The sequence below is a fragment of the Bradyrhizobium sp. 2TAF24 genome (genome assembly GCF_052115025.1).
Taxonomy (GTDB): domain Bacteria; phylum Pseudomonadota; class Alphaproteobacteria; order Rhizobiales; family Xanthobacteraceae; genus Bradyrhizobium_A.
In genome coordinates this window covers 183,020-199,948 of sequence record NZ_JBFRFW010000012.1, presented here as the reverse complement: position 1 = coordinate 199,948, position 16,929 = coordinate 183,020, and the positions used below count along the sequence as shown (strand labels likewise).

Annotated in this window: 14 protein-coding genes; 7 read left to right on the top strand and 7 right to left on the bottom strand. The window is 68.0% G+C overall.

What is annotated here, in order from left to right; genetic code table 11:
- Positions 1-4: 4 nt before the first annotated feature.
- A complete protein-coding gene (locus tag AB4Z37_RS19715; protein ID WP_441518436.1) occupies positions 5-1,270 on the bottom strand; it encodes an arsenic transporter in 1,266 nt (421 codons plus the stop codon).
- Between the two features lie 354 nt (positions 1,271-1,624).
- Here AB4Z37_RS19715 and AB4Z37_RS19710 point away from each other — a divergent pair, with 354 nt between their 5' ends.
- The 4 genes from AB4Z37_RS19710 to AB4Z37_RS19695 all read left to right on the top strand — a co-directional run bounded on the left by AB4Z37_RS19710 (position 1,625) and on the right by AB4Z37_RS19695 (position 6,698).
- Positions 1,625-1,999, top strand: a complete 375-nt coding sequence (locus tag AB4Z37_RS19710; protein WP_441518435.1) for a DUF2946 family protein — start codon at positions 1,625-1,627, stop codon at positions 1,997-1,999.
- A gap of 39 nt (positions 2,000-2,038) precedes the next feature.
- Positions 2,039-4,249, top strand: a complete 2,211-nt coding sequence (locus AB4Z37_RS19705) for a TonB-dependent receptor family protein (RefSeq protein ID WP_441518434.1) — start codon at positions 2,039-2,041, stop codon at positions 4,247-4,249.
- Between the two features lie 10 nt (positions 4,250-4,259).
- On the top strand, positions 4,260-4,700 hold the full coding sequence (locus tag AB4Z37_RS19700) for a copper uptake system-associated protein (RefSeq protein ID WP_441518433.1): 441 nt from the start codon (positions 4,260-4,262) through the stop codon (positions 4,698-4,700).
- Between the two features lie 306 nt (positions 4,701-5,006).
- The gene (locus AB4Z37_RS19695) at positions 5,007-6,698 is read left to right on the top strand and encodes a methyl-accepting chemotaxis protein (protein ID WP_441518432.1); all 1,692 of its coding nucleotides are present in this window, start codon (positions 5,007-5,009) and stop codon (positions 6,696-6,698) included.
- Positions 6,699-6,900: 202 nt separating this feature from the next.
- On the opposite strand, the gene AB4Z37_RS19690 is transcribed toward AB4Z37_RS19695, so the two are convergent.
- Both AB4Z37_RS19690 and AB4Z37_RS19685 read right to left on the bottom strand, forming a co-directional pair.
- Positions 6,901-7,212, bottom strand: coding sequence for a polyhydroxyalkanoic acid system family protein (locus AB4Z37_RS19690; RefSeq protein ID WP_441518431.1), 312 nt, complete (start codon positions 7,210-7,212; stop codon positions 6,901-6,903).
- 14 nt (positions 7,213-7,226) lie between these two features.
- Positions 7,227-7,451 (bottom strand): hypothetical protein, encoded by a 225-nt coding sequence (locus AB4Z37_RS19685; RefSeq protein ID WP_441518430.1) that lies wholly within the window; start codon positions 7,449-7,451, stop codon positions 7,227-7,229.
- Between the two features lie 362 nt (positions 7,452-7,813).
- Here AB4Z37_RS19685 and AB4Z37_RS19680 point away from each other — a divergent pair, with 362 nt between their 5' ends.
- Positions 7,814-8,857, top strand: coding sequence for an LLM class flavin-dependent oxidoreductase (locus AB4Z37_RS19680; RefSeq protein ID WP_441518429.1), 1,044 nt, complete (start codon positions 7,814-7,816; stop codon positions 8,855-8,857).
- A gap of 282 nt (positions 8,858-9,139) precedes the next feature.
- Here the strand turns inward: AB4Z37_RS19680 and AB4Z37_RS19675 are convergent, their stop codons facing one another.
- The 4 genes from AB4Z37_RS19675 to AB4Z37_RS19660 all read right to left on the bottom strand — a co-directional run bounded on the left by AB4Z37_RS19675 (position 9,140) and on the right by AB4Z37_RS19660 (position 13,624).
- Positions 9,140-9,448 carry a HigA family addiction module antitoxin gene (locus tag AB4Z37_RS19675; protein ID WP_441518428.1) on the bottom strand — a complete coding sequence of 103 codons (309 nt, stop codon included), beginning with the start codon at positions 9,446-9,448 and terminating at the stop codon, positions 9,140-9,142.
- Between the two features lie 15 nt (positions 9,449-9,463).
- A complete protein-coding gene (locus AB4Z37_RS19670; protein WP_441518481.1) occupies positions 9,464-9,760 on the bottom strand; it encodes a type II toxin-antitoxin system RelE/ParE family toxin in 297 nt (98 codons plus the stop codon).
- Between the two features lie 315 nt (positions 9,761-10,075).
- Positions 10,076-11,836 carry a putative bifunctional diguanylate cyclase/phosphodiesterase gene (locus tag AB4Z37_RS19665; protein WP_441518427.1) on the bottom strand — a complete coding sequence of 587 codons (1,761 nt, stop codon included), beginning with the start codon at positions 11,834-11,836 and terminating at the stop codon, positions 10,076-10,078.
- 90 nt (positions 11,837-11,926) lie between these two features.
- Positions 11,927-13,624, bottom strand: a complete 1,698-nt coding sequence (locus AB4Z37_RS19660; RefSeq protein WP_441518480.1) for an ATP-binding protein — start codon at positions 13,622-13,624, stop codon at positions 11,927-11,929.
- 588 nt (positions 13,625-14,212) lie between these two features.
- Between AB4Z37_RS19660 and AB4Z37_RS19655 the strand changes: the two genes are divergently transcribed.
- Positions 14,213-16,222, top strand: coding sequence for a S9 family peptidase (locus AB4Z37_RS19655; protein ID WP_441518426.1), 2,010 nt, complete (start codon positions 14,213-14,215; stop codon positions 16,220-16,222).
- 337 nt (positions 16,223-16,559) lie between these two features.
- A complete protein-coding gene (locus AB4Z37_RS19650) occupies positions 16,560-16,913 on the top strand; it encodes a hypothetical protein (RefSeq protein WP_441518425.1) in 354 nt (117 codons plus the stop codon).
- Positions 16,914-16,929 lie beyond the last annotated feature (16 nt).

Here is a 16,929-nt window from a genome sequence, read left to right as displayed (position 1 = left end):
GGCGTTACGGCGCCAGCAGGATCAGCGCCGCGAGCGCCACGATCAGCGCCGGCGGCATCACCACGATGCCGAGCTTGAGAAATTCCAGCGCCGTGACGTGCGCGTTCTCCCGCCGCAGCGCGATCAGCCACAGGATGGTGGCGAGCGAGCCGGTGACCGAGAGATTGGGCCCGAGATCGACGCCGATCAGGATGGCGCCGGTGACATGGGGCGGCACCTGCGCGGCGTGGCTGGTGGTGGCGGCGATCAGGCCCATCGGCAGGTTGTTGACGAGGTTGCTGGCAATGGCGACGCCGAGGCCCGCGAGCCATGCGGTCGCCTGCGGCGTGTTCGCGACGCCCTCGCGCAACAGGTCGGCGAGCGCCGGCAGCGCGCCGGTGCGGTTGAGCGCCTCCACCAGGATGAAGAGCCCTCCGACCAGCGGCAGCACCGACCACGCGACGTCGCGCAGGATCGGCAGCGGCGACTGCCGGCCGATCAGCACCACCAGCACCGTGACAACAGCGCCGGCGACGAAGGTCGGCAATCCCAGCTCGGCGTCGCGCGCCGAGGCCACCAGCAGCACCACCGCGGTGGCGGCGATGCCGAGGGCGGCAAGCCTGCCGCCGAACGACAGCGGCGCGATGGCGCCGGCGTCCGCAACCTTCGCCGCAGCGAGCGCGTGGCGCTGGGTGAAGCGCAGCGCCAGATAGGTGATGACGATGGCGAGCAGCGAGGGCAGGGCGAACACCCGCAGCCACACCGTGAGCGGCGGCATCTGAGTGCCGAACACCACGAGGTTGGCGGGGTTGGAGATCGGCAGCACGAAGCTCGCGGCATTGGCGATGAACGCGCACACCAGCAGATACGGCAGCGGCTCGACCTTCGCCGCGCGCGTCGCCGCATACACCGCCGGCGTCAGCACCACGGCGGTGGCGTCGTTCGACAGGAACACGGTGACAAGGGTGCCGACGCCGTAGACGATCAGGAACAGCCGCTGCGCCGAGCCCCTCGCGTGGCGCACGGCGAAGGCGGCGAGCCAGTCGAACAGGCCTTCCTTGCGCGCGACCTCGGCGAGCAGCATCATGCCGATCAGGAAGAAATAGACGTCGCGGCCGTTGCCGGCGGCGTCGAGCGCCGCGCGCCAAGGCAACAGCTGCAGCACCACCAGCAGCGCAGCACCGGCCACCGCCCAGATGAATTCCGGCAGCCGCCACGGCCGCACGATGACGCCGAGCGTGGCGAGCGCGGCGATGCTCCAGATGGCGGCATGGCTGGGGGCAAGGGTCATGGCCGGGAGCAGATCCTTGCAGGTATTGTGATCGGCATGGTTGTTCCATCCCTGCGCAGGGCGTCGGACAGCAATGGCCGGTGTGCCCGATCGATGCCGGCGGCGCAAGCCGGCGACGGTTCGCGCCTCTTGCTTGCGATCGACATGCGGGGAGGACCATGGCGGTGGTCGCAATGACCTGTGATGCATTTTCGCATCAGGGTTGCATCTTCAGGGACTCTGCGACAAAAAGCACCCTTCCCGGGCAACCGGGAATGACAAAAGTCGCTGGGCCGCAGGGACGGCCTCCGCCGGCCGTGCCGGGCGGTGGGCAGGTCCGGATCGGACGCGCTGGGGAAAGTGCAGGACGTGGCGTTGGGGCGTCGCAGGTCGTGGCTGAGAAAGGTGGTGGCGCTCGCCGCCGGCCACGCGCTTGCGCTGCAGCTGCTGCTCGCCGGCATCGTCGCCACGCAGATGGCCGTCGCGCCCGCTGCGGCCGTCGCCGCCGCGCTCTGCGCCGACCTCGGTCATGGCAGTGCGCCTGATGGCCAGCCGGCCACCGGGCTGCATCATGTGCCCTGCGCGGTCTGCGCCTTCGCCGCGGCCGCCGCGCCGCTGCCGCAGGCGGGGGCACTCGACGCGCCGCGCTCCCTGGCCCATGCCATCGAGCGCCACGACGACACGGCCGCCTTCGCCGCCGCGCGGCGACATGATCCCCGCTCGTCACAGGGGCCGCCGCTGAACGCGTAACCGCCATCGTCCACGGTTTACGTTCTCCGGAGTCTCATCATGTCTCGTTCTCTGCCCGCGCTGTGCGCGGCGGCGGCACTGGCCGCCATTCCTGATCTGTCATTCGCCCAGCAGGCGACGCCGTCCCCGGCCAGTCCGCAGTTGCCGCCGGTCGTGGTGGAGGCGGTCAAGCCCCGTGCCGCCCGTGCCACGCGCCCGACGCGCGAGCGCGGCACGCAGCGCGCCGCCAGCCGCACACGGCCGCAGGCGCCATCCGCCGCCGCGGCGGCGCCCGCCAGCGGACCTGTGCCGAGCCTCGTCACCGCGACGACGCAGGCCGCCACCGCCGCGATCGAGCGCACGCCCGGCGGTGTCGCGCTGGTGCCGGACACCGCCTTCAAGACCGCGCCGGCACAGACGCTGAAGGACATCGTCGACTACACCCCCGGCGTGCTGGCGCAGCCGAAATGGGGCGATGACACCCGCCTGTCGATCCGCGGCTCCGGCCTGTCGCGCAATTTCCACCTGCGCGGCACCCAGCTCACTCTCGACGGCATCCCGATCAACACCTCCGACGGCTACGGCGACTTCCAGGAGATCGACCCGACCGCCTATCGCTATGTGCAGATCTACAAGGGCGCCAACGCGCTGCTGTACGGCGGCAACGGTCTCGGCGGCGCCATCAACTTCGTCACCCCGACCGGCCGCGATGCCTCGGGCTTCGACGCCCGCATCGACGGCGGCTCGTTCGGCTATGTCCGCGGCCAGATGAGCTCGGGCGGCGCCTCCGGGCCGGCGGACTATTTCGTGTCCGGCTCGGGCTTTCGCCAGGACGGCTACCGCGACCATAGCGGCGGCGAGGGCCAGCGCGGCAGCGCCAATATCGGCTACCAGTTCTCGCCCGATTTCGAGACGCGGTTCTATCTCAACGCCAACACCATCCGGCAGCGCATCCCCGGCGAGGTCAGCAAGGACGGCGCGCTGAATTCGCCGACAAAGGCGGCGCCCAACAATGTCGCCAACGACTGGCAGCGCAACATCGACACGCTGCGCATCGCCAGCAAGTCGACGCTCAGGCTCGACAACACCGTGATCGACTTCGGCCTGTTCGGCGTCGACCGCCACCTGATGCACCCGATCTTCCAGTGGCTCGACTACCATTACGTCGACTACGGCGGTTTCGTGCGCGCAGTGGACGATCGCGACATCGCCGGCCATCGCAACCGCTTCACCGTCGGCTTCAACATCCTCAACGGCTCGATCGATGCCAACCAGTACGTCAACATCGGCGGCCAGAAGGGCGCCCAGCAGTCGTCGCTGCTGCAGAAGCCGGAGAACTACACCGCGTACCTCGAGAACGCCTGGTACCTGACGCCGGCAGTGTCGCTGGTCGCCGGCACCCAGTATGTCTACGCGGTGCGCGCCCAGCAGGTGAACTTCTCGCTCAACGGCGACAAGCCGGGGCAGAGCAATTTCAGCCTGTGGAGCCCGAAAGCCGGCGTGGTGTGGGACGTCGATCCGACCTGGCAGGTGTTCGGCAACGTGTCGCGCAGCGCCGAGGCGCCGAGCTTCGGCGAGAGCGTGTCGCCGAATTTCATGAACCCTACATTCCCGACAATTACGTTCTTCAACATCAAGGCGCAGACTGCGACCACCTACGAGATCGGCACCCGCGGCCGGCGGCCGGACCTGACCTTCGACCTGTCGCTGTACCGCTCGGAGATCCGCAACGAGCTGATGTGCTTCTACAGCTCGTTCGGCAACTGCAACGTCACCAACGCCGACCGCACCGTCCACCAGGGCGTCGAGGCCGGTCTCGGCGTCGCCCTGTTCAAGGGACTGGCGGTGCGCAGCGACAATCCCGACCGCATCTGGCTCAATGTCGCCTACACCTACAGCGACTTCCGCTACGATGGCGACAGGACCTTCGGCAACAACCGCCTGCCGGGCGCGCCGCCGCACTATCTGCGCGCGGAGCTGCTGTACAAGCATCCCAGCGGCGTGTCATTCGGGCCGAACGTCGAGTGGGTGCCGCAGGCGTACTATGTCGACAGCGCCAACACCCTGACCACGGCGGCCTACGCGCTGTGGGGCCTGCGCGCGGCGTATGACGATGGCAAGCACTTCTCGGCCTATATCGAGGGGCGCAATCTCGCCAACACCGCCTACATCGCCACCACCAGCATCATCGACCGGGCGACGCCGACCTCGACGCTGTTCAATCCGGGCACCGGGCGGGCGGTGTATGCCGGCATCCGCTACCGGATGTGAGGCGACGCGGATGCGGCGGGTCTCGACTGCGATCGTCGTGGCGATCACGCTCCTCGGCCTCGCCGCAGCCGCTGCGGCCGACGATGTGGCCGCCGTCAGGCAATTGCTGATGGCGACCTTCGACAAGCCGGAGGCGCCGCTCGTCGTCGCGCCGGTGGTGGTCGCGGGCGATCATGCGGTCGCCGACTGGTCGCAGGGCGAGCGCGGTGGCCGCGCGCTGCTGCGGCGCGCGCGCCCTGGCGGCGAGGGGTGGTCGCTGGTGCTGTGCGCCGGCGACGGCATCCGCGCCGCCGAGGCATTGCGCCAGGCCGGCGTGCCGGCGGCGGATGCGCAAACGCTGGCCACGCGGCTCGCGGACGCCGAGCGCGCGCTGTCGCCCGAGCGCCGCGCGCTGTTCGCCACCTTCGAAGGCATCGTGACGATGCACGGCAGCGGCGCCGCGAATCACTGACGTCTGTTTGCGATGATGCCTCGTCGGCGATGACGGAAGTGTCGCATGCCGGCTGTTCGTCCGGAACGCGTCACATCTTCGCTCCACTGCTCTATCGCTCCGGTTGTCGCGCGCATCGTTCGCACTCACGCTGTGCGCTTGTGCGATTCATGCCCTCAACCCAAGCGCGCGCGTATGCGCCTGTTTTTACGGCAAATGCCGTCGCATGCGACAACATGTCCCGATGCTTAACCCAATTTTAGAGCTCCGTTGAAATGTTGATCGTCATTGCACGAGCGCAATCTCGCGTGCCCGGGGGGGGCCTTCATGAAGCTTCGCGTTTCGATTTCGACCACCATCATCGCCTTTGGCATCATCACCGCGCTCGGTCTCGCCGCCATCCTCAGCGTCAGTGATTACGCCAATCGCCAGTTGCGTGTCGGCGGTCCGCTCTACAACCAGATCAAGCTCGGCAACGATCTCGTCGCCGACATCCTGCCGCCGCCGGAATACGTGGTCGAGGCCTATCTCGAGGCGACGCTGGCGCTGCGCGAACCGCAGCAGCTCACCGCGCACAAGGAGCGCCTGGCGCAGCTGCGCAAGGACTACGACGAGCGCCGCACCTACTGGCTGAACTCGGACCTCGACCCGGCGCTCAAGGGCGCCTTGACCCGCGACTCCGACGCCCAGGTGCAGACGTTCTGGAATGTGACCGAGCAGGAATTGCTGCCGGCGCTGGCGAAGCAGGACAGCGCGGCGGCCGAGAAGGCCTATGCCAAGCTCGAGGCGGTGTATGGCCGCCACCGCGCCGTGATCGACGAGATCGTCAAGAAGGCGAATTCCGCCAATGCGACGCTGGAGGTGTCGGCCGCGAGCCAGGTGACGACCTTCGCCACCGTGGTGTGGAGCGTATCCGGCGTGGTGGCGCTGATCATCATCGCCGGCATTCTCGGTATCGCGCTCGGCGTCGTCAGGCCGATGGTGCGGATGACCAAGGCGATGGAGCGGATGGCGGCGGGCGATCTCACGGTGGTGATCCCCGGCGCGAGCCGCCACGACGAGATCGGCGACATGGCGCAGGCGATCGTCCAGATCCGCGACAATGCCGAGCACAAGGCGCGCGACGAAGCTGAAACCCGCATGCGGCAGGACCAGGCGGCGGCAGCGCAGCGCCGCAAGGAGCTGCACACGCTCGCCGACAGCTTCGAGAGCGCGGTCGGCCAGATCGTCGACACCGTGTCGGCTGCCGCTTCCGAGCTCGAGCTGTCGGCGGCGTCGCTGACCTCGACCGCAGCGCGCTCGGAAGAGTTGACGACGCTGGTGACGGCGGCGTCGGAGGAGGCCTCCACCAACGTGCAGTCGGTGGCCTCAGCCACCGAGGAGATGTCGTCGTCGGTGACCGAGATCAGCCGCCAGGTGCAGGAATCGGCGCGCATCGCCAGCGAGGCGGTCGAGCAGGCGCAGACCAGCAACGAGCGGGTCAGCGAGCTGTCGAAGGCGGCGAGCCGCATCGGCGACGTCGTCGAGCTGATCAACACCATCGCGGCGCAGACCAACCTTCTGGCGCTCAACGCCACCATCGAGGCGGCGCGCGCCGGCGAGGCCGGGCGCGGTTTTGCCGTGGTCGCCTCCGAGGTCAAGGCGCTGGCGGATCAGACCGCGAAGGCGACCGGCGAGATCAGCGTGCAGATTTCCGGCATCCAGGCCGCCACCAACGAGTCGGTGGTGGCGATCGAGGGCGTCGGCGAGACCATCCGGCGGATGTCGGAAATCTCGGCGGTGATCGCCTCCGCGGTCGAGGAGCAGGGCGCCGCGACCCAGGAGATCGCGCGCAACGTGCAGCAGGCGGCGGTGGGCACGCGCGAGGTCAGCTCCAACATCACCGACGTGCAGCGCGGCGCCAGCGAGACCGGCAGCGCTTCGGGCCAGGTGCTGTCGGCGGCGCAGTCGCTGTCCGGCGAGAGCAGCCGCCTCAAGCGCGAGGTCGGCAAGTTCCTGGAGTCTGTGCGCACGGCTTGACGTGTGGCAGCATCGTTCGACGAAACGGGGGCGCCGCGCGGCGCCCCCTTTTTTGTTTCGTCGCCGTGCGACTCACCATGAGGAATGGGCTGTTGCTCGTGGCAGCCTCAGCCGTGTAGCCCGGATGAGCGCGGCGACATCCGGGAGGACTTGTCTCAGCAAGCGCCGCATCCCCGGTCTCGCTGCGCTACGGACGCCGCGCCTACTTCTTCTCCAGCATGCGGTTGGCGCGCTCGCGGATCATCGCCTGGGCGCCATGGGCGAGGCCGGCGAGCAGCCAGGGCAGCATCACCTCGAGCTTCACGTGATCCTCGGCGACGTCGATGGTGCCGCTGGCCTGCTGCTTCAGCGCGGTGATGCGAAAGGCGAGGCGGTCGCCGCTCCAGATCTCCTCATGGACCTGCAACAGCTGGCCGTACTGCGACTGAATGCTGGAGAGGCCGGCCTTCATGCGTCGGATGGCCTCGTCCTTGCCGAGCTTGTGCGGGATGGACACGATGAAGGGTTGCGGCACGGGCGCTCCTGGTTTCAGCCGTTGGCCTTGCGCGAGCGGGGTGGCAGCCGCGGTCCCGGCGACGGCGAGGGTGGCTGGACACCGGTCGGGGCCGGTGCCTGCCGCGATTCCTGCAGTCGCCGGTCATAGCCCGGCGACACCGACACGGTCGGCGGCCGGGCGACCGCCGGCAGGGCCAGCGCGCAGGTGGCGAGGGCGAGGGCCGTCAGGCGGATGAGGGACGATACCGGCTGCGGCATGGCAGGTTTCCTTGGGGCGGCGTCTGCGCCGCGCGGCGACCATGCCCCAGATTGAGCGGCCTCTCAACCGCCGTGGCGCCCCCTCGGTCGGGAGACGCCGGCGCCGGCGGGGCGGGTGCGGGGAGATCCTGAACGGAAACCCCGCATGGAAACCCCGAATGGAAACCTCGAATGGAAACCTCGAATGGAAACCTTGGGTTTCCCGAAGCGGCCTTGGCGGATCGTGGCTGCGCTCTTACCTGCCAGACGACACTTCCGTACCCATCAACCGAGCGGCGGGTGGCCATGCTGCCCCTCGCTCCCTGCATGCCGCGTGACGCCGCTCCTGTCGGCGTCTGACGCAGGCCCCGACGGACAGACTGATGACGCGACCTCTCGAATTCGGCCTCGACACCTTCGGCGACGTGACGCGCGGGCCCGACGGCCAGCCGCTCGCCCATGCGCAGGTCATCCGCAATGTCATTGACGAGGCGGTGCTGGCCGATCAGCTCGGCATCGACTTCATCGGCGTCGGCGAGCATCACCGCGCCGACTTCGCGATCTCCGCACCCGAGGTGGTGCTGGCGGCGATGGCGGCGCGCACCCAGCGCATCCGCCTGGGCTCGGCGGTCACGGTGCTCTCCTCCGATGATCCGATCCGCGTGTTCCAGCGCTTCGCCACGGTGGATGCGGCCTCCAGCGGCCGTGCCGAGGTGATCCTCGGCCGCGGCTCGTTCACCGAGTCGTTTCCGCTGTTCGGCTTTGACCTCGGCCAGTACGAGGAGCTGTTCGAGGAGAAGCTCGACCTGTTCGCCGCGCTCCTGAAGCAGGAGCCGGTGACCTGGGAGGGCAAGCTGCGGCCGCCGCTGCGCAACCAGCTGGTCTATCCGCCGGCGGAGAAGGCGCCGCTCAAGACCTGGATCGGCGTCGGCGGCAGCCCGGAATCGGTGGTGCGCGCGGCACATTACGACCTGCCCTTGATGCTCGCCATCATCGGCGGCGATCCCCGCCGCTTCGCGCCCTACGTCGATCTGCATCACCGCGCCTACCAGCAGTTCGGCCGGCCGGCGCAGCCGATCGGCGTGCATTCGCCGGGCTATGTCGCCGATACCGACGAGCAGGCCCGCGAGGAGCTGTGGCCGCACTACAAGCTGATGCGCGACCGCATCGGCAAGGAGCGGGGATGGCCGCCGATGGGCCGCGACGAGTTCGTGCGCGAGGCCGACCACGGCTCGCTCTATGTCGGCTCGCCGCAGACGGTGGCACGCAAGATCGCCGCGACCGTCGAGGCGCTCGGCGTGGCGCGCTTCCAGCTCAAGTACAGCGCCGGTCCGATGCCGCACGACAAGCTGATGCGCAGCATCGAGCTGTACGGCAGCAAGGTGATGCCGCTGGTGCGCGAGATGCTGGCCGACAAGGCGGCGTGAGATGGTTGTTGGCTCCGCGTCGGGGAGCCGAGGCGTTATCTTGTGCTTCTGCGCACGGCATTCCCCATCATCCTGAGGAGCCCGCATCGCGGGCGTCTCGAAGGATGAGGCCCGCTCCGCCGCGCCTCGGCCTCATCCTTCGAGACGCGGCCTTGCAGGCCGCTCCTCACCATGAGGAGAGAGCTGGGCGACGCGGGGCGATGGGGAGCTGGAGCTGGCGGGCGTCGCCGCACCATCGCCCCTCAGCGCTTGCTGCCGAACAAGGCGAGGGCGTTCGTCAGATCAGGCTGCCGTCTTCAGGGGGCGGGCGCGCTTGATGCGTTGGCGTTCGGTGGGCGAGTTCATCACTTCCCACAGGTCGGTGCGCCGCTGCACGTTGAGCCAGAAATCTGCGCTGTTGCCGAACACCCGCGCCAGGATCAGGGCCGTCGCGGCTGTCACGGTCCTGCGGTCGTTGCACAGTTCGTTGACGTGTTTGCGCTGCACACCCATGGCCTCCGCGAGCACGCCTTGTGTCAGGCCGAGCGGCTCCATGAACTCCTCTTTCAGAATCTCGCCGATGGTCGCCGGTTTGCGTTTGGTCGTCAGCATGGGTTGCCTTGTGCGTTACCTGTAACTGTGGTCGTCCAGATAGACATCTGCCGCTTCGCCGCGGCTGCCGTTCCAGCGGAAAATCAGCCGCCACCGCTGGTTGATGCGGATCGAGTGGAAACTCGCGAGGGAGCCGCGGAGCTTCTCGAAATGATTGCTGGGCGGCACGCGCAAGTCCTGGTCGCTCGTCGCGTCGTCGATCATCTGCAGCTTGCGGAACAGCCGGGCCTCGATATCGGGCGGGATATTTCGCGAGCGGATGTCGTCCGTGAAGAACGCGCGCAGCCAGTCGTCGCGAAATCCCACGATCATTCGATGCTGCCCTGCCTGAGCTACTGTACCACCCCATGGGTCAAAGTACAAGGCGCGCGATTTTCCCTTGCCGGCGTTATGGACCGTCGGCGCTCGAGGTTGGAGGTGATCCGGTGACGGATCGATTTCGGCTCCAAATGCTGCGCTTCCCCTCATCCTGAGGAGCCCGCATCGCGGGCGTCTCGAAGGATGAGGCCCGCTCCGCCGCGCCGCGGCCTCATGGTTCGAGACGCGGCCTTGCAGGCCGCTCCTCACCATGAGGAGAGAGCTGGGCGACGCGAGCGATGGGGAGCTGGAGCTGGCCGGCGTCGCCGCTCAGCGCTCGCGGCGGGTGGCGCGGGACTGGGTGAAGCGGTGATCGCGCGCGAGGCGCTCCCCGGTGCGGCCGCGACCGAGGTCGGCGGTGGTGGTCGTCGTCTGCATGTCCTCGAAGGTCACGGGCTTCGAGAAGTAATAGCCCTGGGCATAGCGGATCCGCGTCGCGCCCTGCAGATAGGCGAGCTCCTCATAGGACTCGACGCCCTCCGCGATCACCGTCATGCCGAGCGCCTCGCTCAGCGACTCGATGGCGCGCAGCACGGCCTGGCTGCGCGGCCGCTTGTGGATGTCGGTGACGAACGAGCGGTCGATCTTGATCTCGTCGGCGGTGATGTCGGTCAGCGCCGACAGCGACGAGTAGCCGGTGCCGAAATCGTCGATCGAGACGCGCACGCCGATCTCGCGCAGGCCGGGCAGGATGTCGGTCTGGAATTCGGTGGTGCGCACGAAGGCTTCCTCGGTCACCTCGATCATGAAGCGCTCGGGGCAGTTGGTGGCGGCGAGCGCGGCGGCGAAGGCGCGCATGAACAAGGGATCGTTGGCCTGCTTGGCCGCGACATTGAGGCTGATGCTGACGCCATGGCCGAAATAGGCGTCGATCAGGTCGATCGAGCTCATCACCTCGTCGAGCACGAGATGGGTCAGCTCGTCGATCAGCCCGAGCTCGACCGCGAGCTCGATGAAGGTGCCGGGCGCCTGCATCACGCCCTTGTCGTTGTACAGCCGCACCAGCGCCTCGACGCCGATGACCTCCTGGGAGCGGATGTCGACCTTGGGCTGGAACGCGCAGTGGAAGCGCTTTTCGAGGATCGCGAGCCGCAGGTTCTGCTCGAGCTCGGTGCGCGCGCTGGCCTCGCGCGCCATGCTGGAGTCGAACACCGCGAAGCCGCCCTTGGTCGCGCTCTTGACGCTGTACATCGCGATGTCGGCGTGGTGCCGCAACACGTCGTAGGTCGCGCCGTGATCCGGATAGAGGCTGGCGCCGACGGAGGCGGAAGCGAAGATCTCGAAATCGTCGATCAGCATCGGCGCCTTGAGGCGCTCCAGCAGCCGGTCGACCGTTTCCACCAGCTCCAGCACGCTGCAGACCGGGCTCAGCATCAACAGGAATTCGTCGCCGCTGATGCGCGCCAGCATGTCACCCGCGCGCAACTCGCCGCTCAGCCGCTTGGCGATCTTGACCAGCAGCGCGTCGCCGACGGCGTGGCCATAGTAGTCGTTGATGTGCTTGAAGTTGTCGATATCGAAGAACACCAGCGCGAAAGAGCTGTGCGTGGCGGCCTCGGCCAGCAGCGCGTTGACATGCGACTCGATCAGCGTGCGCTTGGGCAGGCCGGTCAGTTCGTCGAAATAGGCCCGGCGCGACAGCTCGTCCTCGGTCGCCTTTTGCGAAGTGACGTCGAACGAGGTCGACAGCGTGAGGGTGCGGTCGGCGACACGGATCGGCTGGCGCGTGGTCAGCACCACGCGGTCGCCGCGCGCCTCGGTGATGGCGGTCGCCGGCAGAGCGGGGGCGAGCGGCGCGTCGATCGCGGCGCCGGACACCGTCAGCGTCTGCGCGGCGGTGCCGAAATGGCCGGCGGCGGTTTCGTTGACGAGCAGCAGGTTGCCGCGCTCGTCCTGCACGGTCAGGCCGACCGGAAGCTGGCGGACGATGGCGTCCAGCAGGCCGTGTTCGGAGATCACGCCGCCGACGGTCGTATCATCATGCCGCTCCCGGTTCTCGGTCGCGGACTGCTGAGGCAATGCAAATAACATCACTGGCACTTTCGCATGGTCCCGATGGAGTGACTGCGCGGGACCCGTGGGAAGAGGTCGCGCGCCGGACATCGGGCCTGCCTTCAATTGTTATTTCGGAAATACGTGGTGAGAGGCGGCGGCGCCCGGCAATGCGGTGCCGTCGAGCGGACGTTTCAACAGCTTGTAGCGATCGGGATCGAGCGCGCGCGGCTGCAGCGGCGGCGACGCGGTGGTCTGCACCGTGCGCGCGCCCTCGGTGGCCGGCGCCTTCTGCCGGGCGATGCCGCGCCAGCGCTGGATCACCGCGCCGAGCGACTGGTCCGGCGCCGCGATATCGAGGCCGTTGGGGCCGGTGGCTTCGCTGCGCGGGATCATGTGCGCCGGCAGCTGGCGGAAGCGGAAGCGGCTCGGCAGCGACACGCCCTCGCCGAACGCGAACACCTCGCCGGTGCCGAGCGAGGGCAGGAACGACAGCAGGTTGGCGGCGGTGTCCGACACCGCCGAGCGCAGCAGCTCCTGGTCGCGGTCGTTGGTCAGGCGCATCGCGAACAGCGTCGAGCATTGCGACAGGATGGTGGCGTCGAGTTCCGCCGGGCGCTGGGTGACGAGGCCGAGGAACACGTTGTACTTGCGGCCCTCCTTGGCGATGCGGGCGACGGCGCGGCGGGTCGGGCCGAAGCCCGCGGTCTTGTCGGCGGAGATGTAGCGATGGGCCTCCTCGCAGACCACGAGCAGCGGGTCGCGGCCATCGCTCCACAGCCCGAGGTCGAAGGCGAGGCGGCAGATCACCGATACCACCGCGTCGATCACTTCCGACGGGAAGCCGGCAAGCTGCATCACCGAGATCGGCACGCCGCCCATCGGCAGGCGGAACAGCGACGACAGCACATCCTCCATGATGTCGCCGCCGACATTGGCGTTCTCGAACATGAAGGCGTAGCGCGGGTCGTTGCAGGCGGTCTCGATGCGCGTGATCAGCTTGTGGTAGACCATGCGCGAGGAACGGTTCTCGAGCTTGCCCATGCGGCTGTCGAGCAGCGACACCAGATCGGCGATGCGGTAGGGCAGCGGTACGTCCGCGGTGTAGCGCACATGGCTGTCCGGGCCGGCGGCGCCGACATACTGGGCATAGGCCGCCTTCGCCAGCGGAATCACCTCGGACAGCAGGTCGACTTCCTCATCCACCGGCGGGCGGCCGCCGAAGAACACGTCGACGATCTCCTCGAAGTTGAACAGCCAGAACGGCAGGCGGATGTTGGCGGGGTTGAGCACCTGGGCGCGATTGCCGAACGAGCGGCCGTATTCGTTGTGCACGTCGAGGATCAGGATGCGCAGGTCGGGGCGCACCCGTATCACCTGGTCGATCAGGTAGGCGACGCCGCTGGACTTGCCGACGCCGGTGGTGCCGAGCACCGCAAAATGCTTGTTGAGCATGTCGTTGACGTCGACATGGGCGGCGATGCTGCTGCCCTGCTGCAGCTCGCCGACCTCGATGACGCTTGTGCCCGACACGTTGAAGATCAGCCGCAGCTCGGCGGAGCCGACCGTGCCGACCTGGTCGCTGATCGCCGGACAATCGATGACGCCGCGGTGAAACTGGGCGGCGGCCGTGCCATGGCCGCGGATTTCGCCGATCAGGTCGAGCTGCGCCACCGGGATCACGCTGCGCGTGCCCGAGGCCGGGCTGCTCTCCAGCGAGATGTGGGTGACGACGCCGATCAGCAGCGATGCGCCGACCCGGATGCCGAGGAATTTTCCAACCGTGGCCCGCATCGCATCGCTGGCCTGCGCGGGCGGAGGCAGCATGACGCTGACGCGCGATCCCGACACGGCGATGACCCGGCCGCAGGTTTCCGTCGCTCGTGTCCAGTCCTCGGCGGTGAGTGGCGCTTGCAGCACGGCGTTCATCCATTCTGGGTGACGATGACTTGTGCGACGGACCCTAGCCGCGCGGCAATCCACGTCGTGTTAAATGTCAGGGTAAACGCAGTCTTGTCCGCAACCGCGAAGTCTTATTGTTAGCAACTGGTGAATCGGCACCGCGGGATTTTCATGCCGGTGCACGCGCCTTGAAAGATGACGGGCAGATTCCGCAAAAACCGTTCAGGCAGCGGCCTTTAGCGTGTGCCGTCGGGGCCGGTCATGGCGGCGCGGACGGGGTGTCGAAACGATCGCAGTGATACGCCGTCACCGCGCGCCGGATCATTGTATCGGTCGGCTTGCGGTTCGTACGTAGGCCCGATGCGCCAGCTTTTGCCGCGGCCGCGGCCGGTCAAAAAGTCGCCGCCGGGCCGCAGTGCCCGATTGTCGGTCCCCGTGGGCCAAGCTAGGGTTGCGGCGAGGTCGCCGATCGCGCTGCCGCGTCATGCTGCGGCGCAGCCGATGGAGCCGTGCATGCTCGTCTCTCCGATCGACCGTCGCCGCCTGTTGCGCCAGGGTGCGCTTGCCGGCGCCGCGCTGCCGCTGCTGTCGTTGTGGCCGGCGGGCCGCGCCGTCGCCGAGGCCGAACTGGTGCCGCGGCGGGTGTTTTTCGATGATGTCGATATCGGCAGCGTCAGCGTCAGTCCGGACGGCTGGACGCTGGCCTGGCTCGCCCCGGTCGACGGCGTGCGCAACCTGTTCGTGGCGCGCATCGACGACCTGAAGTCGGCGCGGCCGGTGACGCGTGTCACCGACCGCAACATCGCGCCGTTCTATCGCTGGGCCCAGACCAACCGTCATCTGGTCTTCTTCCAGGAACGCGACGGCGACGAGAACTGGCGCGCCTCCAGCGTCGACATCCACTCGGGTGCGATCGTGCCGCTGACCCCGCCGCAGGGCGTGCGGGCGTTCGTACAGGAGATCGACCGCAAGTTTCCGACCGACATGCTGATGCGGCACAACCAGCGCGACAAGCGCTACTTCGACCTCTACCGCGTCAACATTGTCAACGGCCGCAGCGATCTGCTGTATGAGAACACCGAATACACCGGCCTTATTACCGACGGCGACTTCCAGCTCAGGCTCGGCGTGCGCTTTGCGAAGGACGGCAGCGCCGAGGTGCTGGAGCGCCACGCCACCGGCAACTGGTCGCCGTTCGCCACCATTCCTGTCGGCGATATCGACGGCACGCGACTGCTCGACTTCAGCCCCGACGGCCATACGCTCTATTTCATCGATGCCCGCGGCCGCGACAAGGCGGCGCTGTTCGCCATGGAGATGGCGAGCCGCAAGACCACGCTGCTCGCCGCCGACGACGAGGCCGACATCGTCGGCGTCAACTGGTTCAACCGTCGTCCGGTCGCGGCGATGTCCTACCGCGAGCGGGCGCGCTGGCACGTGGTCGACGCGAGCATGGTGCAGGATCTCGCCGACCTCGGCCCGGCCAGCGGCGGCGGCGATATCGAAATCCTCGGCCGCACCTACGGCAACCGTGTCGTGACGGCGTTCTTCCAGCATGACACCGCGAGCGGCGAGTATGCGCTGCTCGACCGCGAGACCCATGAGGTGCGCCCGCTGTTCAAGCAGCGCAAGGCGCTCGCCGACGTGCCGCTGCACAAGCTCGAGCCGGTGGTGATCCCGGCGCGCGACGGGTTGCGGCTGAATGGCTACCTGACGCGACCGGCGGAGGCGGCCGGGGCCGGCAAGCCGCCGATGGTGCTGGTGATCCATGGCGGCCCCTATGATCGCGACGTCTGGGGCTTCAACCCCACCCATCAGTGGCTCGCGAGCCGCGGCTATGCCGTGCTCAGCGTCAATTACCGCGGCTCGACCGGCTTCGGCAAAGCGTTCGTCACCGCGGCGGACCGCGAGTGGGGCGGGCGGATGCATGACGACCTGATCGACGCGGTCGACTGGGCGGTGGCGCAGGGCATCGCCGATCCCGCGCGGGTCGGCTTCTATGGCGGCAGCTATGGCGGCTATTCGGCGCTGGTCGCGGCGACCAGGACGCCGGAGAAGTTCGCCTGCATCGTCGACCTGTTCGGCATCTCCAACCTCAACACCTTCATGGCGACCATCCCGGCCTATTGGGGGCCGTGGTTCAGCATCTGGAAGCAGCGGCTCGGCGATCCCGCGACCGAGGAGGGCCGCGCCTTCCTCGCCGACCGTTCGCCGCTCAACCATCTCGACCGCGCGACGCGGCCGATCCTGATCGCACAGGGCATGAAGGACGTCCGGGTGGTGGCGGCGGAGTCCGAGCAGATGGTGTCGGCGCTGAAGGCACGCGGCGTGCCGGTGACCTATGTCAGCTTCAGCGACGAGGGCCATGGCTTTGCGCGGCCGGTGAACCGCCTGGCGTTCTTTGCGGTGGCGGAAGCCTTTCTCGGCAAGCATCTCGGCGGCCGCGTCCAGCCGGTCGGCGACGATCTCAAAGGTTCGACGCTCAAGGTCGAGACCGGCGGCGAGCTGGTGCCCGGCCTCTAGTGTCCCGGTTCTCACATTCGCATCACTTTGCAGCGGGCTCCTTGCGAATGTTAGAACCATAGGGACACTAGCAAATATAAGWTTCTAGTGTGGTTTTGGATCTGACATTCGCTTGAWGGACTCGCGGCGATACTGAAGCGAATGTCAGATCCACCACACTAGTGTCCCGGTTCTMACAYTCGCATCACTTTGCAGCGGGCTCCTTGCGAATGTTAGAACCATAGGGACACTGGCCGGCCGAACGCCATCGCAATCCCAGCGACATGGCGGGTCGACGGCGCCGCCGCCTTGCGGCAGTGTTGTCACACGCCGGGCTTGAACAGTGAAAAGGGGCATCATGGGTGGATCCGGGGGCGGTGAGGTCGAGATCGGCGGCGTCGACGGCATGACCGGGAGGTGTGCCGACAGCGCCGGGGGCGGGTGGCGAAGCTGGGTTCGCGGGGTGTCGCTGGCGGTGGGACTGCTCGTACCGGCGGCCGTCGCGGCGCAGCCGGGCACCGCCCAGGAGCAGGAAGCCTGCCAGCCCGACGTGTTCCGCCTGTGCAGCCGCTTCATCCCCGATGTCGACAACATCGTCGCCTGCCTCAATGCCAGCGGCCCGCGGCTCAGCCCCGCCTGCCATGCGGTGATGTTTCCCCGCCAGGCCGATCCGCCGCGCCGCAAGGTCAGGCGCAAGCATGTGAGGAGCTGAACGGCTCGGGGACGCG